Here is an 18,184-nt window from a genome sequence, read left to right on the forward strand (position 1 = left end):
GCTCACGAACGATGGACGATGAAATAAAATGCGGGTACGATACTGATCGCTACACGTCGATCCAGCCGCCACGGTACGATCCGCTGTCCCGATCGCCCGGCGCACTCGAAAGACGCAGGACACAGGATGCAGGACGCAGAACGGGTCGCAAGTGCGACGGCACTGACTGACAGCAGTCCGTCGGATCGGCGGATCGGCGGATCGGCAAATCAGCGAACCGGCACGCTTACACGTCGTCGAGTGTCACCGTTTTCCCCTCCTCACTCGACCGGTAGATGCTGTCGATGATCCGCTGTACCGACAGCGCCTGTTCGACCGTTCCATCGCCGCCATTGTCGCGAACGATCCGATCGAAAAACGCCCGCTGTTCCGCCGTATGCGTGTCGTTCTGTCGCGCCTCGATCGACGTATTCTCGAGATGATCCGGCCCCGACGTACTCGCCGAATGGATCGTCAGATCCCCTTCAAGGAGGTCGAACCGCGCAGCCGCACTCGTTCCTCGCACGATGAACTCGTGGTTCGTCGGCCGATTCGTCGCCCACGCCACCTCGAGACTGATCGTTCGCTTTCCCGGACAGCGAACGAACGCACTCGCCGAGTCGTCGACATCGAACCCTCGCGGCCCCGTATCGTCCCCCCACATCTCGAGATAGGCGTATTCCTCGCGCGAGCCGAACTCGCTTCGATCGACGCCGGTTACCTCCTCGACATCGGGGTATCCGAGCAGGTACAACGCGAGATCGATCGCGTGAACGCCGAGGTCGATGAGTGCTCCGCCGCCGGCGATCTGTCGCCGGGTGAACCACGAGCCGCGACCGGGAATCCCGCGCCGACGGACGTAGTTCGCCTCGACGTGAGTCACTTCCCCGAGTTCACCGCGATCGATTCGATTTTTCACGATTTGGACGGTGTTTGCAAAGCGATTGTTGAAGCCGACCATGCAGTAGCTATCGGTGTCTCTCGCCGCCCTTGCGATCCGCTGTGCGCTGTCATAGCTGTGTGCGAGGGGCTTTTCGAGCAGGACGTGGATGCCCCGGCCGAAGGCATCAATAGCGTACTCCTCGTGAAACTTGTTCGGCGTCGTGATGACGACCGCATCGATGGTCTCGTACAGCTCCTGATGGTCTTCGTACACGTCGACATCGTAGCGTCTGGCGAATCGTCGCCGCGCTTCCGCCGCGACGTCCATGCCGCCGACTAACGGAACACCGAGTTCACGAAGCCGTTCGGCGTGATACTGCCCGATGTTTCCGAGGCCGACGATACCGGTCTTGATGTCAGTGCGATCGTCTGTCATTGGAGGTGTGGAACTCGCCGATGTCTCTCCCGTCCTGATCCGACGGGAAGTGACTGCGGAGAACCCGGTTTCCGATCAGTCACCGGCGGGAGGGATACGACTGGTTTCGAGCCGATACATCCTTTGTCGCTATATCGAATCTTCGTTCTGGACCACCTTTTGTCCATTGGTGGTTTTCAGTCAGCTATCGGCCTCCGTCGGCGTCGTTCCGGTACCGGGTTCGGAGCGGTCCGTAAGTCCGTGACGGAGCGCATCGCCGGTTGCCGTCTCGAAGAGATGGAGTTTCGATCGATCGAGAACGACATCGACGGTTGTTCCGGCGCGAAGATCCGTATCCGGTGTGACGCTCATGAGCAGTTGATCCGGGGCGGACGCAGGATCTTGCTCCATCGAATGCCCTGCCGTCTCCGAGAGGAGTAGGTAGACGAATATCTCGTCACCCATCGGTTCGATCACGTCGGTCTCCGCCCCGATTCGCGCGGTTTGCTCGCTGATCATGTCCGCTGTTTCCGCGATGTGAACGTCTTCCGGGCGAACGCCCAGTGTGACTCCGTCGCCGACCCCGACTCCCGGAACCTGCTCCGGTTCGAGTTCGACATCGACGTTGTCGGACTGGAATCCGGCCTCGGTCAGTTCGCCCTCCATGAAGTTCATCGACGGCGAGCCGATGAAGCCGGCGACGAACAGGTTCGCAGGCTGGTTGTAACACTCGAGCGGTGGAGCGAGTTGCTGGAGGCGTCCCTCGTTGAGGACGGCGATCCGGCTCGACATCGTCATCGCCTCGGCCTGGTCGTGGGTGACGTAGATGATCGTCGTCCCCAACTCGCGGTGGAGCCGCTGGAGTTCGGTCCGCATATGCACGCGCAGTTTCGCGTCCAGATTCGCGAGGGGTTCGTCCATCAGGAAGACGTCCGGGTTGCGAACGATCGCGCGGGCGATCGCGACCCGCTGGCGCTGGCCGCCGGACATCTCGTCCGGCATTCGATCGAGCATACCCTCGAGCTGGACGATGTCCGCCGCCTGCTCGACGCGACGGCTCACCTCCTCGTCGTCGTACTTCCGGAGGCGAAGCCCGAAGGAAATGTTCTCGAAGACGTTCATGTGAGGAAACAGCGCGATGTTCTGGAAGACCATCGCGACGCCACGATCCTTGGGTGCGAGCGTCGTCACGTCCTTCTCGCCGATATACACTCGGCCCTCGGTCGGCTTCGTGAGTCCCGCGACGGTCTCCATCGTCGTCGACTTTCCACAGCCCGAGGGCCCGACGAACGTGACGAATTCGCCGTCCTCGATCTCCATCGAGACATCGTCGACGGCAGTGATATCTTCGTAGCGCTTCGTGACGTGTTCGAGTTGAACTCGTGCCATAGTGGTAGGGTGTAGGGTACTGTCGATTACGGTTATTCCTTGAGCGCACCCGCAGTGAGCCCGCTAACGATCTTTTCCTGTGCGATGATCACGAGAATCGCGACCGGAATGACCCCGATGATACTCGCCGCCGCCATCAAGTGATACATCACCTGATACTGGCCCTGATAGCCGAGGATTCCCTCGAGAATCGGGGCCCAGTTCTCCGGCTGGCCGTCGGTCATCAGAAACGAGAAGAAGAACTCGTTGTAGACGGCGATGAAGGTCAACACGCCGGCGGTCGCCACGCCAGGGGCCGACAGCGGGATGATGACTCGGAACAGCGCGCCGAGTCTGGTCGTCCCTTCCACCCGCGCAGCGTCCTCCAGGCCGTCCGGGATCTGCGAGTAGAACGTCGTCAGGATGAAAATCGCCAGCGGCATGAAGATCGCCGATAGCGGCAATACCATCGCGCCGGGCGTGTTGTAGAGCGTGCCGTCGCCCGTAATCGGTTCGAGGACGAAGAACGACGTATTGAACAGGTCGTTCAACGGGATGAAGAACGCGGCCGGTGGGAAAAACGAGATCACCAGCACGAGCAACATCAACGGCACTCTGCCGGGGAACTCGAGGCGGCCGAAGGCGTAACCGGCGAGGCTCGCGATGATCAGGACGACGATGGTCGAGGCGGTCGCGATGACGAAACTGTTGAACATATACCGGTAAAACGGCAGCACCTGAAAGACCTCGACGAACGATCCGGGATTGAATCCGTTCGGGGTGAGGATAATATCCTGTTGTCGTCCTTCCGGCGTCAGCGCGACCATGAGCAGCCAGTAGAAGGGGAACAGCGTCGTAAACAGGAAGAAGATGGTCGCGGTGTAAAACATCGCGCGGTAGGCGCGACCGGGGTTCGAGATCGAGTTCGCGACCCAGCGCTGGAGGGGGCCGCGGTCGAGTTCGGCGTCCTCGCCGTCGACGAGCACGCTGTCCGACTGGCGATCGGTGGGTTGGCCGCCGTCCGTTTCGGCGGGGCGGTGTTCGTCTTTATCTTCGTCTTCGTCGGTGTGTTGGTGTTGGTGCCGGTACTGGTGTTGGTACTGGTACTGGTACTGGTTCTGGTTCTGATGGCGGTGTCGTCGGTGGTCCGTGGGTGTGCTGTCGTCGGTCATCAGTAGAGCCCTCCCTCGGTGTCGCGGAAGAAGAACACGTACACCGAGATGATCAGTCCGATCACGAGCGCGGTTGCGAACGCGACGGCGGCCGCCGTGGCGAAGATTCGCGTGCCGCCGAACATGGCTTCGACGACGAGGCAGGTGAGCGAGGGGACGGACGCACAGCCGGCAGTCGACTCGATCAGCCCGTAGACGCGCATGGCGTCCATCGTGCGAAACAGCATGGCGACGAGGAGCGCGGGCAACACGAGCGGGAGTGTGATCATCTTGAACCGTTGCCACGGCGATGCGCCCGCGACGCGAGCGACATCGTACAGGCTCCGATCGATGCTCTGTAACCCGGCCAGGATCAGCAGGGCCATGAACGCCGCGGATTTCCAGATGTCCGCCACGAGGATGATGATGAACGCATCCTGGCTGTCGGCAAGCGGGTTCGGCCCGAAGATACCGAGCCACTGCATGAGGTCGCTACCGAAGCCGACTCCGGGCTGGAATAGCAGGTAGAAGATCATCCCCTGGATCACGATGGGGACTGCCCACGGGAGGATGATCGCGACGCGAACCCAGCGTCGGCCGCGGAAGTCCTGGTCGAGCACGTAGGCCTGTCCGAAGCCGATAACCGTCTCGAAGAAGACGCTAAGGATTGCAAAGCCGAGCGTCACGAACAGTGCTTGCTGCAGGAACGGGACGCCGAGTTCGACGAACGGGAACGACGACGACAGCGAGATATCCACGAACTGTCGGGCAAGCCTGGCGTTGCCGGTGAGAATGTCGACGTAGTTGTCGATGCCGACGAATCCCCCGAGGGGGTCCGCGCCGCGCGTTTCGTCCCGACGGAGGGACATGATGAACGTTCGGATGAGCGGGTAGAAAGCGATCAGCGTGAGCAGGGCGAACGCGGGGAGCAAGAGGAGGTAGGCGTACGCCGCCTCGCTCAGGTTTTCCATCCAGTTGATCACGGGATTGCCGGTCCGTTTCTGGTCGGTCTCCCGTTCCGGGTGGCTTCCCAGACCGCCGTGACCGGGGTCACCGGTTTCGGTGCCGGTCCCAGAACCCGCTTCTGGTTCACCCGCCATGTTGTGCTGCCACCTCCGATTCGCTCCGCTCGAGGCGAGACGCTAACTCGTCCATCGCAGCGGTCGGCGCTTTTGCGCCGCGGTAGACTGCGTTTACCTCCTGGAAGATGAGCGCCGATTGCTCCGGCCACAGGTCCGTGACCGGCCGGGGAACGGCGTTTTCCCCCGCCATCTGAATCTGTTCGACGTAGCGGGCAACGGGGCCGATTTCGTCGGGATTTGCATCCGCAACCAGGTCAAGATTCGGCGGGAGAAAACCCTGGAGTTCGAAGATGGTGAGCATGACCTCGTCGTGCGTGAACGCCTCCAGCACTTGCAGCGCTTGCTCCGTTTTGTCGGTGTAGGGACTGAGAGCGAGATTCCAGCCGCCGAGTGCGGCGGCCGTTCCGCCGACCCCCTCGAGTTCAGCGTCGTCTTCGGAGACGGCGTACGGTTGCGTTGTGACGCCGAGGTTCTCGCCGAACGCGTCGTCGCCGCCGGTTTCCGCGATCGCGTAGGGCCAGTTTCGGTGGGCGACGGCGTCGCCGCTCGAGAAGGAGGCGAGCGATTCGTCCTCGGACCACTGGACGATAGCGGAGGGACAGATCTGCGGGTAGCCCTCGAGCGCGTGGTCGTCCTCGTCGCCGTGGATGAACGTGCGCATCATTCGGAGGGCATCGATCACGGCGTCGTCGGTGACGGTGATCGGCCGGTCGCCCGCCGTAAACAGGGTTTCCGTGCCGCCGAAGTAGCCGCCGCCCCAGGTCGACATGACTTCGTTGAACGTACAACACGCGAGTCCCTCGTAGGCGGCCGCCTGGGTCGTAAAGCCGAAGTCGAGCCCGGCTTCCGACTGGGCGTCGGCGACCGCTCCGGCGAACGCTTCCCACGTCGGCGGATCGCTCGCCCAGTCGCTCGTATCGTGGCCGGCGTCTTCCAGCAGATCCCGGCGGTACAGCATCATGCCGAAATCCGGAAACAGCGGTAATCCGTGAATATCCCCGGTTTCCGGGTGGCGCGCCGTTTCGAGGATTTCCTCCAGATAGTTCTCCTCGACGCGATCGACGACATCGTCGGGGAACTCTTCCGTCAGATTCGTCGTCTGCTCGCGGAGGATGAAGGGGATCGTCCAGCCGGTGTCCATCATGTGGATGTCCGGCGGGGCGCGCCCGGCTTGAAGCGTCGACTGGGCCTCCTGCATTCGCTGGACGGAGTCGCTGACGACCGTCTGGACTTCGACCCTGATGTCCTCGTCGAGCCCCGCCTCCCAGAGGGCCTCCTGCACGTCCGGTTCGTCGTCCGGCGTGTGCAGAATGCCCTCGAAATCGGTTGCCCCAGTCATGACAACTGTGTTCGGCCCCGGTCCGCCGCCGAGACAGCCTGCGATCGCCGTCGCTCCGAGCGCCGTCGCCGAGGCTGTGGCCACGAACGCGCGGCGAGAAAGCCGCTGCCGACGAGTGCGACCCCGTTCGTCGCGCGGTGCGCTCGGCTGCGCGAGGTTCGGATTCGGGTCCGGGCTCGGGCTCGGGCTCGGATCCTGGTCCACGGTATCTCGACCCATCCGACGTAATACAATACCGCTTGGTATCTTAGTGATTGGCTTGCACACGAGCCCTTACTCCAGAGAGTCGCGTCCGCTGACTCGTATAATACGCTATTACGGGCACCGCTATCGACCGAAGTTAGCCGTTACCGGGGACAGAAACAAACGGTCGTTTTGCGCGCCACAGAGTCGCCCGGGATCATTGCTCCGTCGTCGCTACTCGCTACTCTCCGCCCTCCGTCCCGCCGCCCTCGTTGCTCCGTCTCGCCACTCTCGTCGACCCCGTCGCACTCACTCCTCGATTGTCGGCGGCTCGTCACGACCGATGTGGATCTCGTGACCCTCGATGTCCTCGAGTGCCGCGACGCGACCACCGACCGTGACTTCCTCGCCGCTTTCGGTCTCGACCGTCAGACTCGCGACCTCCTCGCTGACCTCGAAGGAAATATCGAGAACTCGTCCGCGAACGATCCGCGTTCCGCCGACGTCCACATCACGACCCTCGATCGTCGCGTAGAACTCGCCGCCGTCCTCCATCAAGTCCTTCACACAGCGCCGAATCGAGGCGTACTTGCGTGGATAGGTCCGCTTCGACCCGTCCTCACCGAGCGTCCGCTCGGCGGTCGTCCAGAGAACGGTGCCGAAGAAGCCCGAAACCAGAAAGCCGAGCGACGACCGATTGAAGATGACGCCGTACCGGTCCTGATCGTCACGCAGCGCATCCTGCGTCGCATACACCGAATAGTTCCCGTCCGCGACGGCGATCACCGGCGTCGTGATCCCGCGTCGAGCCCGGGCCGTCGTCGCAACCTCCCGGTAGTCGAACTCGTCCGGATCGGGTGCCTCGGTGGCCGGCGTGACGATCAGATCCACGCTGACACCAGCATCGATCGCCGCTCGGAGTTCGTCCTCGAACCGCGTCAACAGCCCTGGCGTGAGCGACAGTGAGAGTTCGTATTCTGCCGCGTCGATAACCTCCTCCAGATATCGGAGGATTGTCGATCGCGACTTGACCAGCGAGACGGCCTCGGTGTCCCGGGCCGGCGCGGTGTATCGTGCCTCGAGTTCGTCGATCATCTGCTCGAGCGAACTCTGGACGTCGTCGAACGCCTCCCCGGGGTCGATTGCGACGACTTTCATCGGGCGGGACTCGCGGAGTTCCACGAGACCGCGGTCACTGAGGCTCCGGACAGTATCGTAGACACGGGGCTGGGGAATGTCGGTTCGATCGGCGATTTCACTCGCCGTCAACTGGCCGTGTTCGAGGACGGTCAGGTAGGCGTCGATCTCGTACTCGCCAAGATTGAACCGATCCCCGACGCGCTCGACCGTCGAGCGCAGTTCGTCTGATGCCATAGCACACCCTATGATCCCGATGGCTAAATGATTTATTATGCATCGAGTAGCATCTATTTTCGAAATTAGGTTGTTCAGTTCGCTATCCTGTTGTCGGCCGCAAGCGACGGGCTCGCCCGAACCAGCGAGCCCCGTGACGCCTCGTACCGGCTCCCCGTCGCCAGCCGCGGTCGGACAGAACCCTTAACCACTCCCGCCATGAGTGTCACCCCATGCGCGAGGGTTGGCCGGGTGTTGCAAGTGAGGCATTCGAGAGAGCCCAAAGCTACTTCCCCTTCGGCGCGACTGAACTCGTCACAGCGCTTCTCGTCCTCGTTATCGGGTGGTACCTCTCGAAGGTCGTCGTACGACTTACCGGCCGCACAGTCGCTCGCCGTATCGACCGTCCGAGCGTCACCCGAACCGTCCTACGTGGCGTCCGGGCTTCCGTCCTGCTGATAACACTGGGCGTCGCGGTCAGTATCCTCGACATCGGCAACACGCAGATCCTTCTCTCGGTGACCGTCATCTCCGCCGTGGTTGCCGTCGTCATTGCGCCCCTCGTCAGCAGTTTCATCACCGGCATCTTCGTTCTCGCAGACCGTCCCTACGAGATCGGCGACATGATCGAGGTCGCCGACGTCGGCCACACCGGATTCGTCGAGGATATCACGATCCGCTATACGAAAATTTTCACGCTCGAAAATACGCTGCTGGTCATTCCGAACTCCGAGATCTACACCCGCGACGTGATCAACTACTCCGCCGAGGACGAGCGCACTCGGATCGACGTCGATTTCGAAATTACGTACGAGAGCGATGTCAAAGCCGCCCGTCGTCACGCCGAACGCGCCGCACGCAGCGTCGAGACTGTTATCGCCGGCGGCCCTGACATCCGCATCGGTAGCGCGCGGTACGCGGCCGCCCCCGTCTGTACAATCGAATCGTACGCCGACAACGGCATCCTGCTCCGACTCTCCTTTTGGGTCGAACGACCCTACAAACGGATGGTCGCCCGGTCGCGAGTACAGTCGGCGGTCCGCGAGCGCTTCGCTGAACTCGATGTCGAGTTCGCCTATCCGCACCGTCATCACGTGTTTAACGAGCAAAGCGGGACTGCACGGATAGTTTTCGACGAGTCCGAGACAGCCGAAGATGATTCGAGTTCAGCCGCGCCGTCCCACGGTGAGTCGGTGGTGTCGGACGGAAACGAAGGATAAGTTCAGACTGTGGCGTCTCTGAACGGACGAGACAGGTTATGCGCGGGCGCTCTCGACAGTGATTACCTCACAGTCGAGATGGGTCCGGAGATACCGGTCGATATCCGGGTTATCCGTCAGTCGGCGGAAGAGTCGGCGGAATCGGCTTGCCTGTTGGCTGCCGACGACGACGACGTCTGCATCCTCCGCTGCCACCTCGTCGAGAATGCTCTCCTCGACGAGAAATCCGGTCCGAACGACGTACCGGGCGTTTTCGACGGGCCCGATCGACCGCTCGACGGCATTTTTCAAATCGATACGCGTCACTTTCTTCCCGTTCTGGTAGAGGTCCACGTGCAGAACTGTCAACGCCGCCTCGCGCTCGCGGGCGATATCGATGGCCCGTTCGAGCGTTCGTCGTGAGTGTTTCGTTAGCGGATACCGAACGGGAACCACGACAAGCGCCATTACAGCATCGAACGAGTTCCGTGCGGGTAAAGGTTTCAGTTAGCGCTACTCTCACGTGGGTGAGCGTCTCATCCCGGTTTTACTCGAGTCGGACAGAAGTCCTTTATTGGGCGCGTGACTACCGGTTCCCATGGCGCTGCGATCGATCACGACCGAGGACGCCGGCACCGTCTTTGTCTCGGAGACCGACGGTGACAGAGGATCGAAAGGGCCGTTTCTGATCGTCTACGAGACGAACGACGCAGAGAGTCGGTACGGATGGTTCTGTACGAACTGCGAGCGCATCGATAACGCCATGGACTCGATGGGACGAATCAAGTGCAACCAGTGTGGGAACTTCCGGAAGCCGACCGAGTGGGACGCTGCCCACGAGTAACACGAGTTCAGTGTCGCTTTTGTCGAACGTGTACTCTGTCTTCTCTCTCCTGTCTCTTTCGGTGACGGTGTCTTCTCGCTCGACCGATGCTGGTATCACCGCTTCCTAATTGGATATTACCGGATCGAGCACCGATCAGTAGACAAACATTGTCAATAAAACACTGCGTTGAACTCCGGTTCGTATAGCAACGCTTGGCTTTCTATTCCAGACCAACATTTATATCGGTGGGTACCGTAGGCTTCTATGAATGGGTCCTGTTAACATGCGACTCGTCGAGCAGGCCAGGTCGATCTTCGCAGAGCTCGGATACACCGTTGAAGGAACCGGCCCCGAGTTTCGGGCCGAACGCGCGTGGAAAGTCGTCCACGTAAACACAGTCCTCGAGAACGCAGAGCTTCCGCGTTCGTCATCGTCGTCGGGGCAGTTTCACTGTTTCGTCGCCCAGCCCGAGGACGCCGACGATCTCGAAGCTGAACTCCGTCGGACGAACCCCAGCTACGAGTGGGCGATCATCGTCGTCGACGGCGACGACTATCAGGTCGAACGTGCACCGCCAGGGCCCCGCGTCTCGGCGTGACCCAACGGTGACCCAGCGGGTTTGACCGCCCGAACACCACTCGAATCGCCCGCAACTGACTCCCAAGCCCTAACCGGAATCATTTTCCCCGTTTTTCGTGCTACTCCGAGAGCGCCCGCCGTGTCGCCGTCACGCCAGCGCCCGGATCGACCGTCGCCCCGAGTGACTCGAGCACGTCACCCAGGGCCGTCACGACGTAAATCACGTTCTCCGGGCGCGCGGAGTAGCCCATACAGCCGATGCGGAAAATATCCCCGTCGAGATCGCCGAGGCCGCTCGCGATTTCGAGATCGTAGCGCTCCAGCAGTTCGGCACAGACTTCGCCGTCGTCGACCCCGTCGGGAACGCGGACTGCATTGAGACTCGGCAACCAGAACTCGTCGGGTGCGTTCATCTCGAGGCCCATCCCTTCTACGCCGGCCTTCAACGCGCCGGCGAGGCGTTCGTGGCGCGCCCAGCGTTCCTCGATGCCCTCCTCGGCGACGAGTCGAAGCGCCTCCCGAATCGCGTAGATGTTCGTGATCGGTGCCGTGTGATGATAGGCGCGTTCCTCGCCCCAGTAGCCCTCGAGTAAGGTGAGATCGAGGTACCACGACCGGGGGTCCTCCTCGCGTGCGAGGACCTTTTCCATGGCCTCGTCCGAGAGGGTGAGCGGACTCGCGCCCGGCGGACAGGAGAGACACTTCTGCGGGCCGGCGTAGGCCACGTCGATGTCCCACCCGTCGACGCGGAGTTCGACCCCGCCGATGGAGGTGACGGTGTCGGCGATCACCAGCGCGTCGTGGTCGTGCGCCGCGGCGGTGAGTTCCGGAACGTCGGGCTGGCGAACGCCCGTGCTCGTCTCGGCGTGGACGAACCCGAAAACGTCGGGATCGTGCGCCGCGAGGGCGTCGGCAACATCGGCGGGATCGAGCGGTTCGCCCCACGGGGCGTCGACCTCGACGACCTCACCGCCCGCGCGGCGCGCCATCGAGGCCATGCGACCGCCGAAATAGCCGTTCGTCGGAACCAACATCGTGTCGCCAGGCTCGACGACGTTCCCGATCGCGGCCTCCATCGCCGCCGATCCCGTCCCCGAAACCGGAATCGTCCACTCGTTGTCCGTCCGGAACGTATACCGAAGTAACTCCTGCACGTCGTCCATAATCTCGACGAACGACGGATCGAGATGGCCGACCAGCGGCGTACTCATCGCCCGACGCACACGCGGATGCACGTCGCTCGGCCCCGGCCCCATCAGGGTCCGGTCCGGAGGCGTGAGTTCGCCGACGGCTGGCGCTCGATCCGTCTCGATCGACGGTTCCTGTGCCATGGATGTGTGCTCGAGTGCCACTCGCAAAGACTTACCGACAGCGGCGACCTCGGTCGCTTTCTCACATCCGATACCCGACGTGCGAGTCGCTTAAGAGGAGTCATCGCGTACCCGATACGTCGTGTTCGTCGGTCACGCTCTACTCGCGTTCGCCGTCGCCGGCCTCATCGCTGACTGGCGTGGCTGGCCGCGCCAACACGCGCTCTTCGTCGCCGTCATCGCCGGCGCGTTCGGCGCACTGCCGGATATCGACATCCTGTACGCCCTGACCGGCCTCGGCCACTGGCTGCTCGCCGACGGCGCTCTCGGTGCACCGACCGCGTTCTGGAACGCGAGCCGAACCGTTCACCGATCCGTGACCCACTCGCTCCTCGTCGGCGCAGTCGCCGCCCCCGCGTTCGGACTCGTTGCGTTCGCGATGCGAACGCGAGCGTCGGATCGTCCCCGCCGACCGATCGGTAGCGCGCTCACCGCACTCGCCGCACTCGCCTCACTCTCGCTCTTCGGTCTCCTCGTCCTGGCGGCACTCCTCCGTTCCGGCCCGCTCGCCGCCTTCGTTATGAGTCTCTTTCTCGGGACCGGCACACTCCTCTCCCTCGCCAGCGTCCGCGCATCGACACTCGCCTCCGCACTCGGAGACACCGCCGTACCGAACTCTTCACTCCCCGCAATCTCTCCATCGACCCTTACGCTCGCCGCTCTCTGGGGGCTCTGGTCTCACCCCTGGGGCGACCTCGTCACCGGTTCGCCACCCGACTGGTTCTTTCCCGCCGACTCGACCCTCCTCGCGTCCCGAGTCGTCCTTCACTCCGACCCCACGCTTCACCTCCTCGCCGCGTTCGCGATCGAACTCGGCACCATCTGGCTGGCGGCGGTCACCTTCTGTCGCCTCACCGACCGCAGCGCGTTCGCGGCGATCGATCCGCGGGCCGGCCTCGCCGCGGGATACGGACTCGCCGCAGTCGTGACGACACCGCCAACGCTCGATGTGTCCTATCACTTCGTCTTCTCGATCCTCAGCGTCGGCCTCCTCTCCGGCATCACGCTGGGCTCACCGGTCTCAGCGGCTCGCCATCCGCGGTTGCAACCAGCTCTCCCTTCGCTGCCACGAACGGAGTCGCTGCTTGTAACCGCACTCACGGGGCTCGCCGCCATCACGAGCGCGTTCCTCGCGTACGTCATCGTCTATCTCTCTCTACTCGGTTCCGTCTAGGTATCGCTGTGGCGCACGAACAGTGCCGGTTACGTACGTTTTTGTACGCCCGACCGCTACACTTGCCCGTGTCTCGGTCAACACTCGATACGTTGATCGCCGACGGGCGAACCAACGCGATCGCCTCGTGGCTACTCGTCATCGCCATCGCCGGCATCGGACTCAGCGAGTTGCTCCTCGGCGAGGTCCTCTGGACGACGTTCGCAGCGACACTTCTCGTTCTTGCGCTCCTCCCATCGATCGCCTTCCGCTCTCCGCTCGTGATGCTCCCCTGGGAGGTCCTGTTGCTCGCAGCCCTCCCGATCCTCGGCATGGCACTCGACGCCACCGGGCTAACAGGCCACTTCGCATCGTATCTCTCCGTCGCGGCCATCGCACTCGTCCTCGCCGTCGAACTCCAGATGTTTACCACCGTCCGCATGACGCCCGGTTTCGCCGTCATCTTCGTCGTCGTCTCGACCCTCTCCGCGGCCGCCCTGTGGGCCCTCCTTCGATGGAGCATTGGCGGCCTCCTCGATACTCCCTTTACCGGCACCCACGACGAAATCATGTGGGAGTTCGTCTACTCCGCCGTCGCCGGCCTCGGGAGCGGCATCGTCTTCGAAGTCTACTTCAGACGACTCGGCCGTCTCGACCAGTCCTACTCCATCCCGTCGGCTGCAACACCACCGAACTCGCGATCAGGCCCGGGCACTCCGAGTTCCCCGAGTTCAGTTTCGGGTCGTGACGACCCCAAGACGGCATCACCGACATCGGAAGCAGAATCCGAGCCACCTCACACTGACGAGTCAGATCCAAAACCAGGACCTGATTCGACTTCTCCCCCACCCTCAGAGCCGGCTCCCCGCGTAGAATCGGACCCCGAAGCAGAAGACGAAGACCACCGAGACCATGTTTGAACTCGATTCCCTTCGCCTGTCTTCGCGTCGCCAGCGCCAGCTCACGCATCTCATGGAACTCGGGCTGATCGGGATGCTGTTTATCGGCCTCGAGCGAGCCAACGGTGGCATCGTTATCAACACCGGCGTTGCGCTCGTCGTCACACGATTGCCGTCCATCCTCGAACGCGACTACGGCATTCCCATGGATCCCCGACTCACCCTCTGGATCACCAGCGCAGTGTTCCTCCACGCCCTCGGAACCGTCGGACTCCCAGGGACGACCACGACGTTCTACAGCCAGGTCTGGTGGTGGGACCACGTCACCCACGCGCTGTCGTCCTCACTCGTTGCCGGCGTCGGCTACGCAACGGTCCGTGCACTCGACGAACACTCGTCAGGAATTCATTTCCCCCCACGGTTCGTCGCCATCTTCATCCTGCTTTTCGTCCTCGCGTTCGGCGTCCTCTGGGAAGTCCTCGAGTTCGCGATCGCACTCACGGCAGATGCCCTCGGGATGAACGCCGTCCTCACCCAGTACGGTCTCGACGACACGATGCTCGATCTCATCTTCAACTCCATCGGTGCGATCATCGTCGCACTGTGGGGCGGCGCGTACCTCTCGGACGTGACGGGAGCGATTCGAGATCGTCTCGACAGCCGATAACCACGATTCGGCGGTACGACGGCACAGTATTCGTCCACTTGCTCACCCGCTTTCCTCCTCTCACGCCCACTTGCTCGCTCACGTCCCTACCTGCCCCACCCACTCGAATCCACACTCACTCGAATCACCGCTCTCACACCTCGTTCTCACGCCGGCACTAGCTTTACAGGTACCGACGGTGTAGCACAGGCAGCCATGGTCTTCAAGAAGATCACGCTCATCGGAACGAGTACCGAGGGCTTCGATACCGCTGCCGACAATGCGATCGATCGCGCCGAGGAAACCCTCCAGAACGTCCAATGGATCGAAGTCGACGAACTCGGCGTCGAAGTTGCCACCGCAGACAACCGCGAGTATCAGGCCGAAGTCACCGTCGCGTTTGAACTCGAAGCGTGACGCCGTTCTGAGCGCACAGACGCAGTAACTACTGGCACCGACAGGAAAACGAGCCACAACCACAGCACATCTCGGACAGTTTTACGGCCGATTTCTCGGCCTCTCGAACTAGCAGCCGTCTGAACTCTATCCCTGCTCCGGCCCTCAACAAACACCGGAACACCGAGCGGGCTTACGTCCGGAACGACTCACCACAGCCACACTCACTGACGACGTTCGGGTTCTCCACGTGGAAGCCTTCCGCCTGGAGTCCGCTCTCGTAATCGAGCACACTGCCCTCGATATAGTTCATACTCGCCGGATCGACGAACACACGCAGATCGTGATGCTCGTAGATCGTGTCGTCCTCGTCCGGCGCATCGTCGAATCGCATTCCATACGAAAGTCCCGCACAGCCACCCTGTTGGACGAACAGTCGAAGTCCCGCCTCTCCGGCATCCATCCCCTCGCCTTCGAGCAGCGAAAGCGCCTGCGTCGCTGCCTCTTCCGTAACCTCGATCTCCGGCTGCGTTTGCTGTCCACCGTCCACGCTGTCCGTGCTCATACACACTCATTCCCGGGCAACGATGTTAACCTTGACGCCCCCGGAACTCGCTCTTGCTTGCCTCAGTGAGTCCACTCACCATCTCGTTCGAACCGATCTCTGGCTGCTCGATACTGCGTTCCGAACTCGAGACGGTCGTTCCTGGAGAGTTCGATTCCGTGTTCGGCAAGCAACACGAGTATCCGCTCGACATCACACTCGTACCACATCGCGAGAAGCCGAACGTTTCGCTGTGCATAATCGTAGTTGCGCTCGAGAACTCGCTCATCGGTAGGGTCGACCTCACGCGGTTGCATTGGTATCTACGATAGGGTTCGAGACGTAGCTACGTAAAACCAGGCTGCGGAGTAGCCAGGTCATTCAAGTGCTGTAGGCTCCGATTACGCCTCGCGTTACTCCGAATCGGTCGGCTCCGTCTCGGCTTCAGCCCCCTCGATGCGCGTTCGCACACTCGCTGCATGTGCCTCGAGTCCCTCCGCCTCGGCCAACGTTGTAATCGTCTCACCTAGTTCGGACAGTCCCGAAGCCGAAAGCCGCTGTACCGTCGTCGATCGCAGGAACGTCTCGACCGAAAGCCCACCTGCGACGTGTGCACCACCGTTCGTCGGAAGAACGTGATTCGTCCCACTGGCGTAATCACCGGCCGCAACCGGCGTTTCGGGCCCCAAGAAAACGCTGCCGGCGCTGTCGACGCGCGCGAGCACTTCCTCGTCGTCCGCTGCAAGAATCGAGAGGTGTTCCGGTGCGTATTCTTCCGTGAACAGGATCGCTTCGCTCATCGATCGCGCCCGAAGGATGCCACTCGCCTCGTTCGCAAGCGCCTCTCGAATCACATCTTCGCGCTCGCGCGCGCTGGCCTGCGCGTCGACGGCAGCGGCAATTGCTTCCCCCGTCTCCTCGTCATCGGTGACAGCCACGACCGACGCGTTCGGGTCATGCTCGGCCTGGGCTACCAACTCGGCCGCGACGAGTTCGGGATCGGCGGTCTCGTCCGCGATGACGACGACCTCGCTCGGTCCCGCCAGAAAATCGATCTCGACATCGCCACGGACCTCGGCCTTGGCCGCCGTGACCCACTTGTTCCCCGGGCCAACGATCTTCTGTACGCGCGTGATCGTCTCCGTCCCATACGCCAGCGCGGCGACCGCCTGTGCACCCCCCACACTGTAGACCGCATCCGCACCCGCAGCGTGGATCGCTCCCAGCGTCGCCGGATTCAGTTCGTCCGCCGGCGGCGTCACTACCGTTACGTGCTCGACGCCCGCGACGACGGCCGGGACAACCCCCATGATCGCACTCGACGGATACGCCGCTTCCCCGCCGGGAACGTAGACGCCGACGCGTTCGATCGGTCGAAACCGACGGCCGAGCTCTCGTCCCTCGCCGAACTCTCGTCGCCAATCCTCCGGCACCTGCGCCTCGTGAAACTCCCTGACATTCGTCGCCGCCGCTTCGATCGCCTCACGGAGTTCCGTATCGAGCCCCTCGTACGCGCGCTCACACTCGTCCGTGATCTCGAGATTCCCGACTTCGACGCCGTCGAACTCACTTGTGAACTCGCGAACCGCAACGTCTCCCTCCTCGTGAACTCGATTGACGATCTCTCGAACGTCTCCCCTGACCGCCTCAATACCGGCGTCCCGATCGAAGAACGCGACACGATCGTCCGGTCCAAGGTCGGCGATCTCACGCACGTCAATTGTCATATCACCGGATTAGAGCGGCAGGCGAAAAACGGTTTCCTTCCCGCGTTAGCTCTCGCTCTCCGACTCTTCGACCTCCCACAGTCCCACCGCATCAAGCGTCGCGCGCACGAATAGATACACCAACAATCCAAACCCCACAATCGCAACCGGTGCCTGGAGCACATCTGCAACGCCACGGCCGAACGCAAGCTGGCTGAACCCGCGTACGAAGAAACTCAGAATAACGAGTCCGAACGCAACCACCGAGAGCTTGACAAACCCCGATCGGTCCATAATCCCTTGCTACGACTCCGGCCGGTAAATCATATCGGTCACGCCTCACGATTTTCTTCTCGATCGCTTTCTGAACTCGATTCTTCGGGTAGAACCTCCAATTCTGCTATCTCCCGTTGAGTAACGCGATTGTGATACTCCCGTTCCCGAGACATACCAACACGGACCAGACTGCCTGCGAGACGACGGCCTTATATATGTACCCTCGCCTCGTCATTACTGTGAACGACGTGGCCCACGCCGCCACGTCCCCTCCGGCCGTTTCCCGGCACGGAGGTTGGCATCATATCCACCTGCCCGTCAGCCACCTCGGCTGGCACCCGGGTCTCGTCTCGCGGTGCCCCGCACCGCGAGACGATGCCCTTAAGTGTACCAGGGCACTCGGATATGACGCAACAAACGCGTGATGGCGACTCGCTGAACTCTCAGCGCGTCGTCGCTCGGACGGTTCGGGGTCGAAGGGGTTAAGTACCCCAGACGACCTACGAATACGTCCGAAGGAAATGAGGATTCCACCCCTGCGGTCCGCCGTACAGATGGGATCTGATGTAAGCCTTGGTAGTTCGGTGACGCCCGATCGGTTCACGATCGCGGCCGCTCACCGAACGTGGACCCATTTAGTGTGAGTGCAGTAGCATTCACCGCCAACCCCCCAGCCTCGCGCTGGGGAGACCATTCCGGTTGATCCTGCCGGAGGTCATTGCTATTGGAGTCCGATTTAGCCATGCTAGTCGCACGAGTTCAGACTCGTGGCAGATAGCTCAGTAACACGTGGCCAAACTACCCTATAGATCCGGCCAACCTCGGGAAACTGAGGCTA

Annotated in this window: 19 protein-coding genes and 1 rRNA gene; 8 read left to right on the forward strand and 12 right to left on the reverse strand. The window is 62.0% G+C overall.

The window, feature by feature from the left end:
• Window positions 1-226: 226 nt before the first annotated feature.
• The 6 genes from SM755_RS05940 to SM755_RS05965 all read right to left on the reverse strand — a co-directional run bounded on the left by SM755_RS05940 (window position 227) and on the right by SM755_RS05965 (window position 7,773).
• Window positions 227-1,297 (reverse strand): Gfo/Idh/MocA family oxidoreductase, encoded by a 1,071-nt coding sequence (locus tag SM755_RS05940; protein WP_323171849.1) that lies wholly within the window; start codon window positions 1,295-1,297, stop codon window positions 227-229.
• A 180-nt stretch (window positions 1,298-1,477) separates the two neighbouring features.
• A complete protein-coding gene (locus tag SM755_RS05945; protein ID WP_323171850.1) occupies window positions 1,478-2,665 on the reverse strand; it encodes an ABC transporter ATP-binding protein in 1,188 nt (395 codons plus the stop codon).
• A 32-nt stretch (window positions 2,666-2,697) separates the two neighbouring features.
• Window positions 2,698-3,816, reverse strand: a complete 1,119-nt coding sequence (locus SM755_RS05950; protein WP_323171851.1) for a carbohydrate ABC transporter permease — start codon at window positions 3,814-3,816, stop codon at window positions 2,698-2,700.
• Window positions 3,816-4,895, reverse strand: a complete 1,080-nt coding sequence (locus tag SM755_RS05955; RefSeq protein WP_323171852.1) for a sugar ABC transporter permease — start codon at window positions 4,893-4,895, stop codon at window positions 3,816-3,818. Before SM755_RS05955 ends, SM755_RS05950 begins: the two co-directional genes overlap by 1 nt.
• Window positions 4,885-6,435: an extracellular solute-binding protein gene (locus tag SM755_RS05960; RefSeq protein WP_323171853.1), complete on the reverse strand. Its 1,551-nt coding sequence runs from the start codon at window positions 6,433-6,435 to the stop codon at window positions 4,885-4,887. Before SM755_RS05960 ends, SM755_RS05955 begins: the two co-directional genes overlap by 11 nt.
• A gap of 273 nt (window positions 6,436-6,708) precedes the next feature.
• Window positions 6,709-7,773, reverse strand: coding sequence for an HTH-type sugar sensing transcriptional regulator TrmB (locus tag SM755_RS05965; RefSeq protein ID WP_323171854.1), 1,065 nt, complete (start codon window positions 7,771-7,773; stop codon window positions 6,709-6,711).
• A gap of 212 nt (window positions 7,774-7,985) precedes the next feature.
• Here SM755_RS05965 and SM755_RS05970 point away from each other — a divergent pair, with 212 nt between their 5' ends.
• A complete protein-coding gene (locus tag SM755_RS05970) occupies window positions 7,986-8,972 on the forward strand; it encodes a mechanosensitive ion channel family protein (protein ID WP_323171855.1) in 987 nt (328 codons plus the stop codon).
• Between the two features lie 36 nt (window positions 8,973-9,008).
• Here the strand turns inward: SM755_RS05970 and SM755_RS05975 are convergent, their stop codons facing one another.
• A complete protein-coding gene (locus SM755_RS05975; protein WP_323171856.1) occupies window positions 9,009-9,419 on the reverse strand; it encodes a universal stress protein in 411 nt (136 codons plus the stop codon).
• Window positions 9,420-9,555: 136 nt separating this feature from the next.
• Here SM755_RS05975 and SM755_RS05980 point away from each other — a divergent pair, with 136 nt between their 5' ends.
• Window positions 9,556-9,795 (forward strand): DUF5816 domain-containing protein, encoded by a 240-nt coding sequence (locus SM755_RS05980; RefSeq protein WP_323171888.1) that lies wholly within the window; start codon window positions 9,556-9,558, stop codon window positions 9,793-9,795.
• Window positions 9,796-10,060: 265 nt separating this feature from the next.
• Window positions 10,061-10,375, forward strand: coding sequence for a hypothetical protein (locus SM755_RS05985; RefSeq protein ID WP_323171889.1), 315 nt, complete (start codon window positions 10,061-10,063; stop codon window positions 10,373-10,375).
• Window positions 10,376-10,475: 100 nt separating this feature from the next.
• On the opposite strand, the gene SM755_RS05990 is transcribed toward SM755_RS05985, so the two are convergent.
• On the reverse strand, window positions 10,476-11,687 hold the full coding sequence (locus tag SM755_RS05990) for an alanine--glyoxylate aminotransferase family protein (protein ID WP_323171857.1): 1,212 nt from the start codon (window positions 11,685-11,687) through the stop codon (window positions 10,476-10,478).
• A 121-nt stretch (window positions 11,688-11,808) separates the two neighbouring features.
• On the opposite strand from SM755_RS05990, the gene SM755_RS05995 reads away from it, so the two are divergent.
• The 4 genes from SM755_RS05995 to SM755_RS06010 all read left to right on the forward strand — a co-directional run bounded on the left by SM755_RS05995 (window position 11,809) and on the right by SM755_RS06010 (window position 14,841).
• Window positions 11,809-12,900, forward strand: coding sequence for a metal-dependent hydrolase (locus SM755_RS05995; RefSeq protein ID WP_323171858.1), 1,092 nt, complete (start codon window positions 11,809-11,811; stop codon window positions 12,898-12,900).
• 68 nt (window positions 12,901-12,968) lie between these two features.
• On the forward strand, window positions 12,969-13,799 hold the full coding sequence (locus tag SM755_RS06000) for a hypothetical protein (protein WP_323171859.1): 831 nt from the start codon (window positions 12,969-12,971) through the stop codon (window positions 13,797-13,799).
• Window positions 13,792-14,445 (forward strand): hypothetical protein, encoded by a 654-nt coding sequence (locus SM755_RS06005; RefSeq protein WP_006827404.1) that lies wholly within the window; start codon window positions 13,792-13,794, stop codon window positions 14,443-14,445. Before SM755_RS06000 ends, SM755_RS06005 begins: the two co-directional genes overlap by 8 nt.
• A 195-nt stretch (window positions 14,446-14,640) precedes the next feature.
• Window positions 14,641-14,841 carry a dodecin gene (locus tag SM755_RS06010; protein ID WP_006827403.1) on the forward strand — a complete coding sequence of 67 codons (201 nt, stop codon included), beginning with the start codon at window positions 14,641-14,643 and terminating at the stop codon, window positions 14,839-14,841.
• 172 nt (window positions 14,842-15,013) lie between these two features.
• Here SM755_RS06010 and SM755_RS06015 read toward each other — a convergent pair whose 3' ends face one another.
• The 4 genes from SM755_RS06015 to SM755_RS06030 form a co-directional block, all read right to left on the reverse strand.
• Window positions 15,014-15,385 carry an iron-sulfur cluster assembly accessory protein gene (locus tag SM755_RS06015; RefSeq protein WP_006663669.1) on the reverse strand — a complete coding sequence of 124 codons (372 nt, stop codon included), beginning with the start codon at window positions 15,383-15,385 and terminating at the stop codon, window positions 15,014-15,016.
• Between the two features lie 62 nt (window positions 15,386-15,447).
• Entirely contained in the window at window positions 15,448-15,681 is a 234-nt protein-coding gene (locus SM755_RS06020) for a hypothetical protein (RefSeq protein ID WP_323171860.1), read from the reverse strand.
• Between the two features lie 96 nt (window positions 15,682-15,777).
• Complete coding sequence (hisD, locus tag SM755_RS06025; protein ID WP_323171861.1) at window positions 15,778-17,091, reverse strand: histidinol dehydrogenase; 1,314 nt, start codon at window positions 17,089-17,091, stop codon at window positions 15,778-15,780.
• Window positions 17,092-17,136: 45 nt separating this feature from the next.
• Window positions 17,137-17,364, reverse strand: a complete 228-nt coding sequence (locus SM755_RS06030; RefSeq protein WP_323171862.1) for a hypothetical protein — start codon at window positions 17,362-17,364, stop codon at window positions 17,137-17,139.
• A gap of 674 nt (window positions 17,365-18,038) precedes the next feature.
• Between SM755_RS06030 and SM755_RS06035 the strand changes: the two genes are divergently transcribed.
• A 16S ribosomal RNA gene (locus SM755_RS06035) occupies window positions 18,039-18,184 on the forward strand; the annotation flags it as partial.

It is taken from the genome of Natrialba sp. PRR66, from assembly GCF_034808065.1.
Lineage (GTDB): Archaea > Halobacteriota > Halobacteria > Halobacteriales > Natrialbaceae > Natrialba > Natrialba aegyptia.

Excerpts from the sequence above, each read along its gene's own strand:
- SM755_RS05940 (WP_323171849.1), bottom strand. The coding sequence starts at position 1,297 with ATGACAGACGATCGCACTGACATCAAGACCGGTATCGTCGGCCTCGGA.
- SM755_RS05945 (WP_323171850.1), bottom strand. The coding sequence starts at position 2,665 with ATGGCACGAGTTCAACTCGAACACGTCACGAAGCGCTACGAAGATATC.
- SM755_RS05950 (WP_323171851.1), bottom strand. The coding sequence starts at position 3,816 with ATGACCGACGACAGCACACCCACGGACCACCGACGACACCGCCATCAG.
- SM755_RS05955 (WP_323171852.1), bottom strand. The coding sequence starts at position 4,895 with ATGGCGGGTGAACCAGAAGCGGGTTCTGGGACCGGCACCGAAACCGGT.
- SM755_RS05960 (WP_323171853.1), bottom strand. The coding sequence starts at position 6,435 with ATGGGTCGAGATACCGTGGACCAGGATCCGAGCCCGAGCCCGAGCCCG.
- SM755_RS05965 (WP_323171854.1), bottom strand. The coding sequence starts at position 7,773 with ATGGCATCAGACGAACTGCGCTCGACGGTCGAGCGCGTCGGGGATCGG.
- SM755_RS05970 (WP_323171855.1), top strand. The coding sequence starts at position 7,986 with ATGCGCGAGGGTTGGCCGGGTGTTGCAAGTGAGGCATTCGAGAGAGCC.
- SM755_RS05975 (WP_323171856.1), bottom strand. The coding sequence starts at position 9,419 with ATGGCGCTTGTCGTGGTTCCCGTTCGGTATCCGCTAACGAAACACTCA.
- SM755_RS05985 (WP_323171889.1), top strand. The coding sequence starts at position 10,061 with ATGCGACTCGTCGAGCAGGCCAGGTCGATCTTCGCAGAGCTCGGATAC.
- SM755_RS05990 (WP_323171857.1), bottom strand. The coding sequence starts at position 11,687 with ATGGCACAGGAACCGTCGATCGAGACGGATCGAGCGCCAGCCGTCGGC.
- SM755_RS06005 (WP_006827404.1), top strand. The coding sequence starts at position 13,792 with ATGTTTGAACTCGATTCCCTTCGCCTGTCTTCGCGTCGCCAGCGCCAG.
- SM755_RS06010 (WP_006827403.1), top strand. The coding sequence starts at position 14,641 with ATGGTCTTCAAGAAGATCACGCTCATCGGAACGAGTACCGAGGGCTTC.
- SM755_RS06015 (WP_006663669.1), bottom strand. The coding sequence starts at position 15,385 with ATGAGCACGGACAGCGTGGACGGTGGACAGCAAACGCAGCCGGAGATC.
- SM755_RS06020 (WP_323171860.1), bottom strand. The coding sequence starts at position 15,681 with ATGCAACCGCGTGAGGTCGACCCTACCGATGAGCGAGTTCTCGAGCGC.
- hisD (WP_323171861.1), bottom strand. The coding sequence starts at position 17,091 with ATGACAATTGACGTGCGTGAGATCGCCGACCTTGGACCGGACGATCGT.
- SM755_RS06030 (WP_323171862.1), bottom strand. The coding sequence starts at position 17,364 with ATGGACCGATCGGGGTTTGTCAAGCTCTCGGTGGTTGCGTTCGGACTC.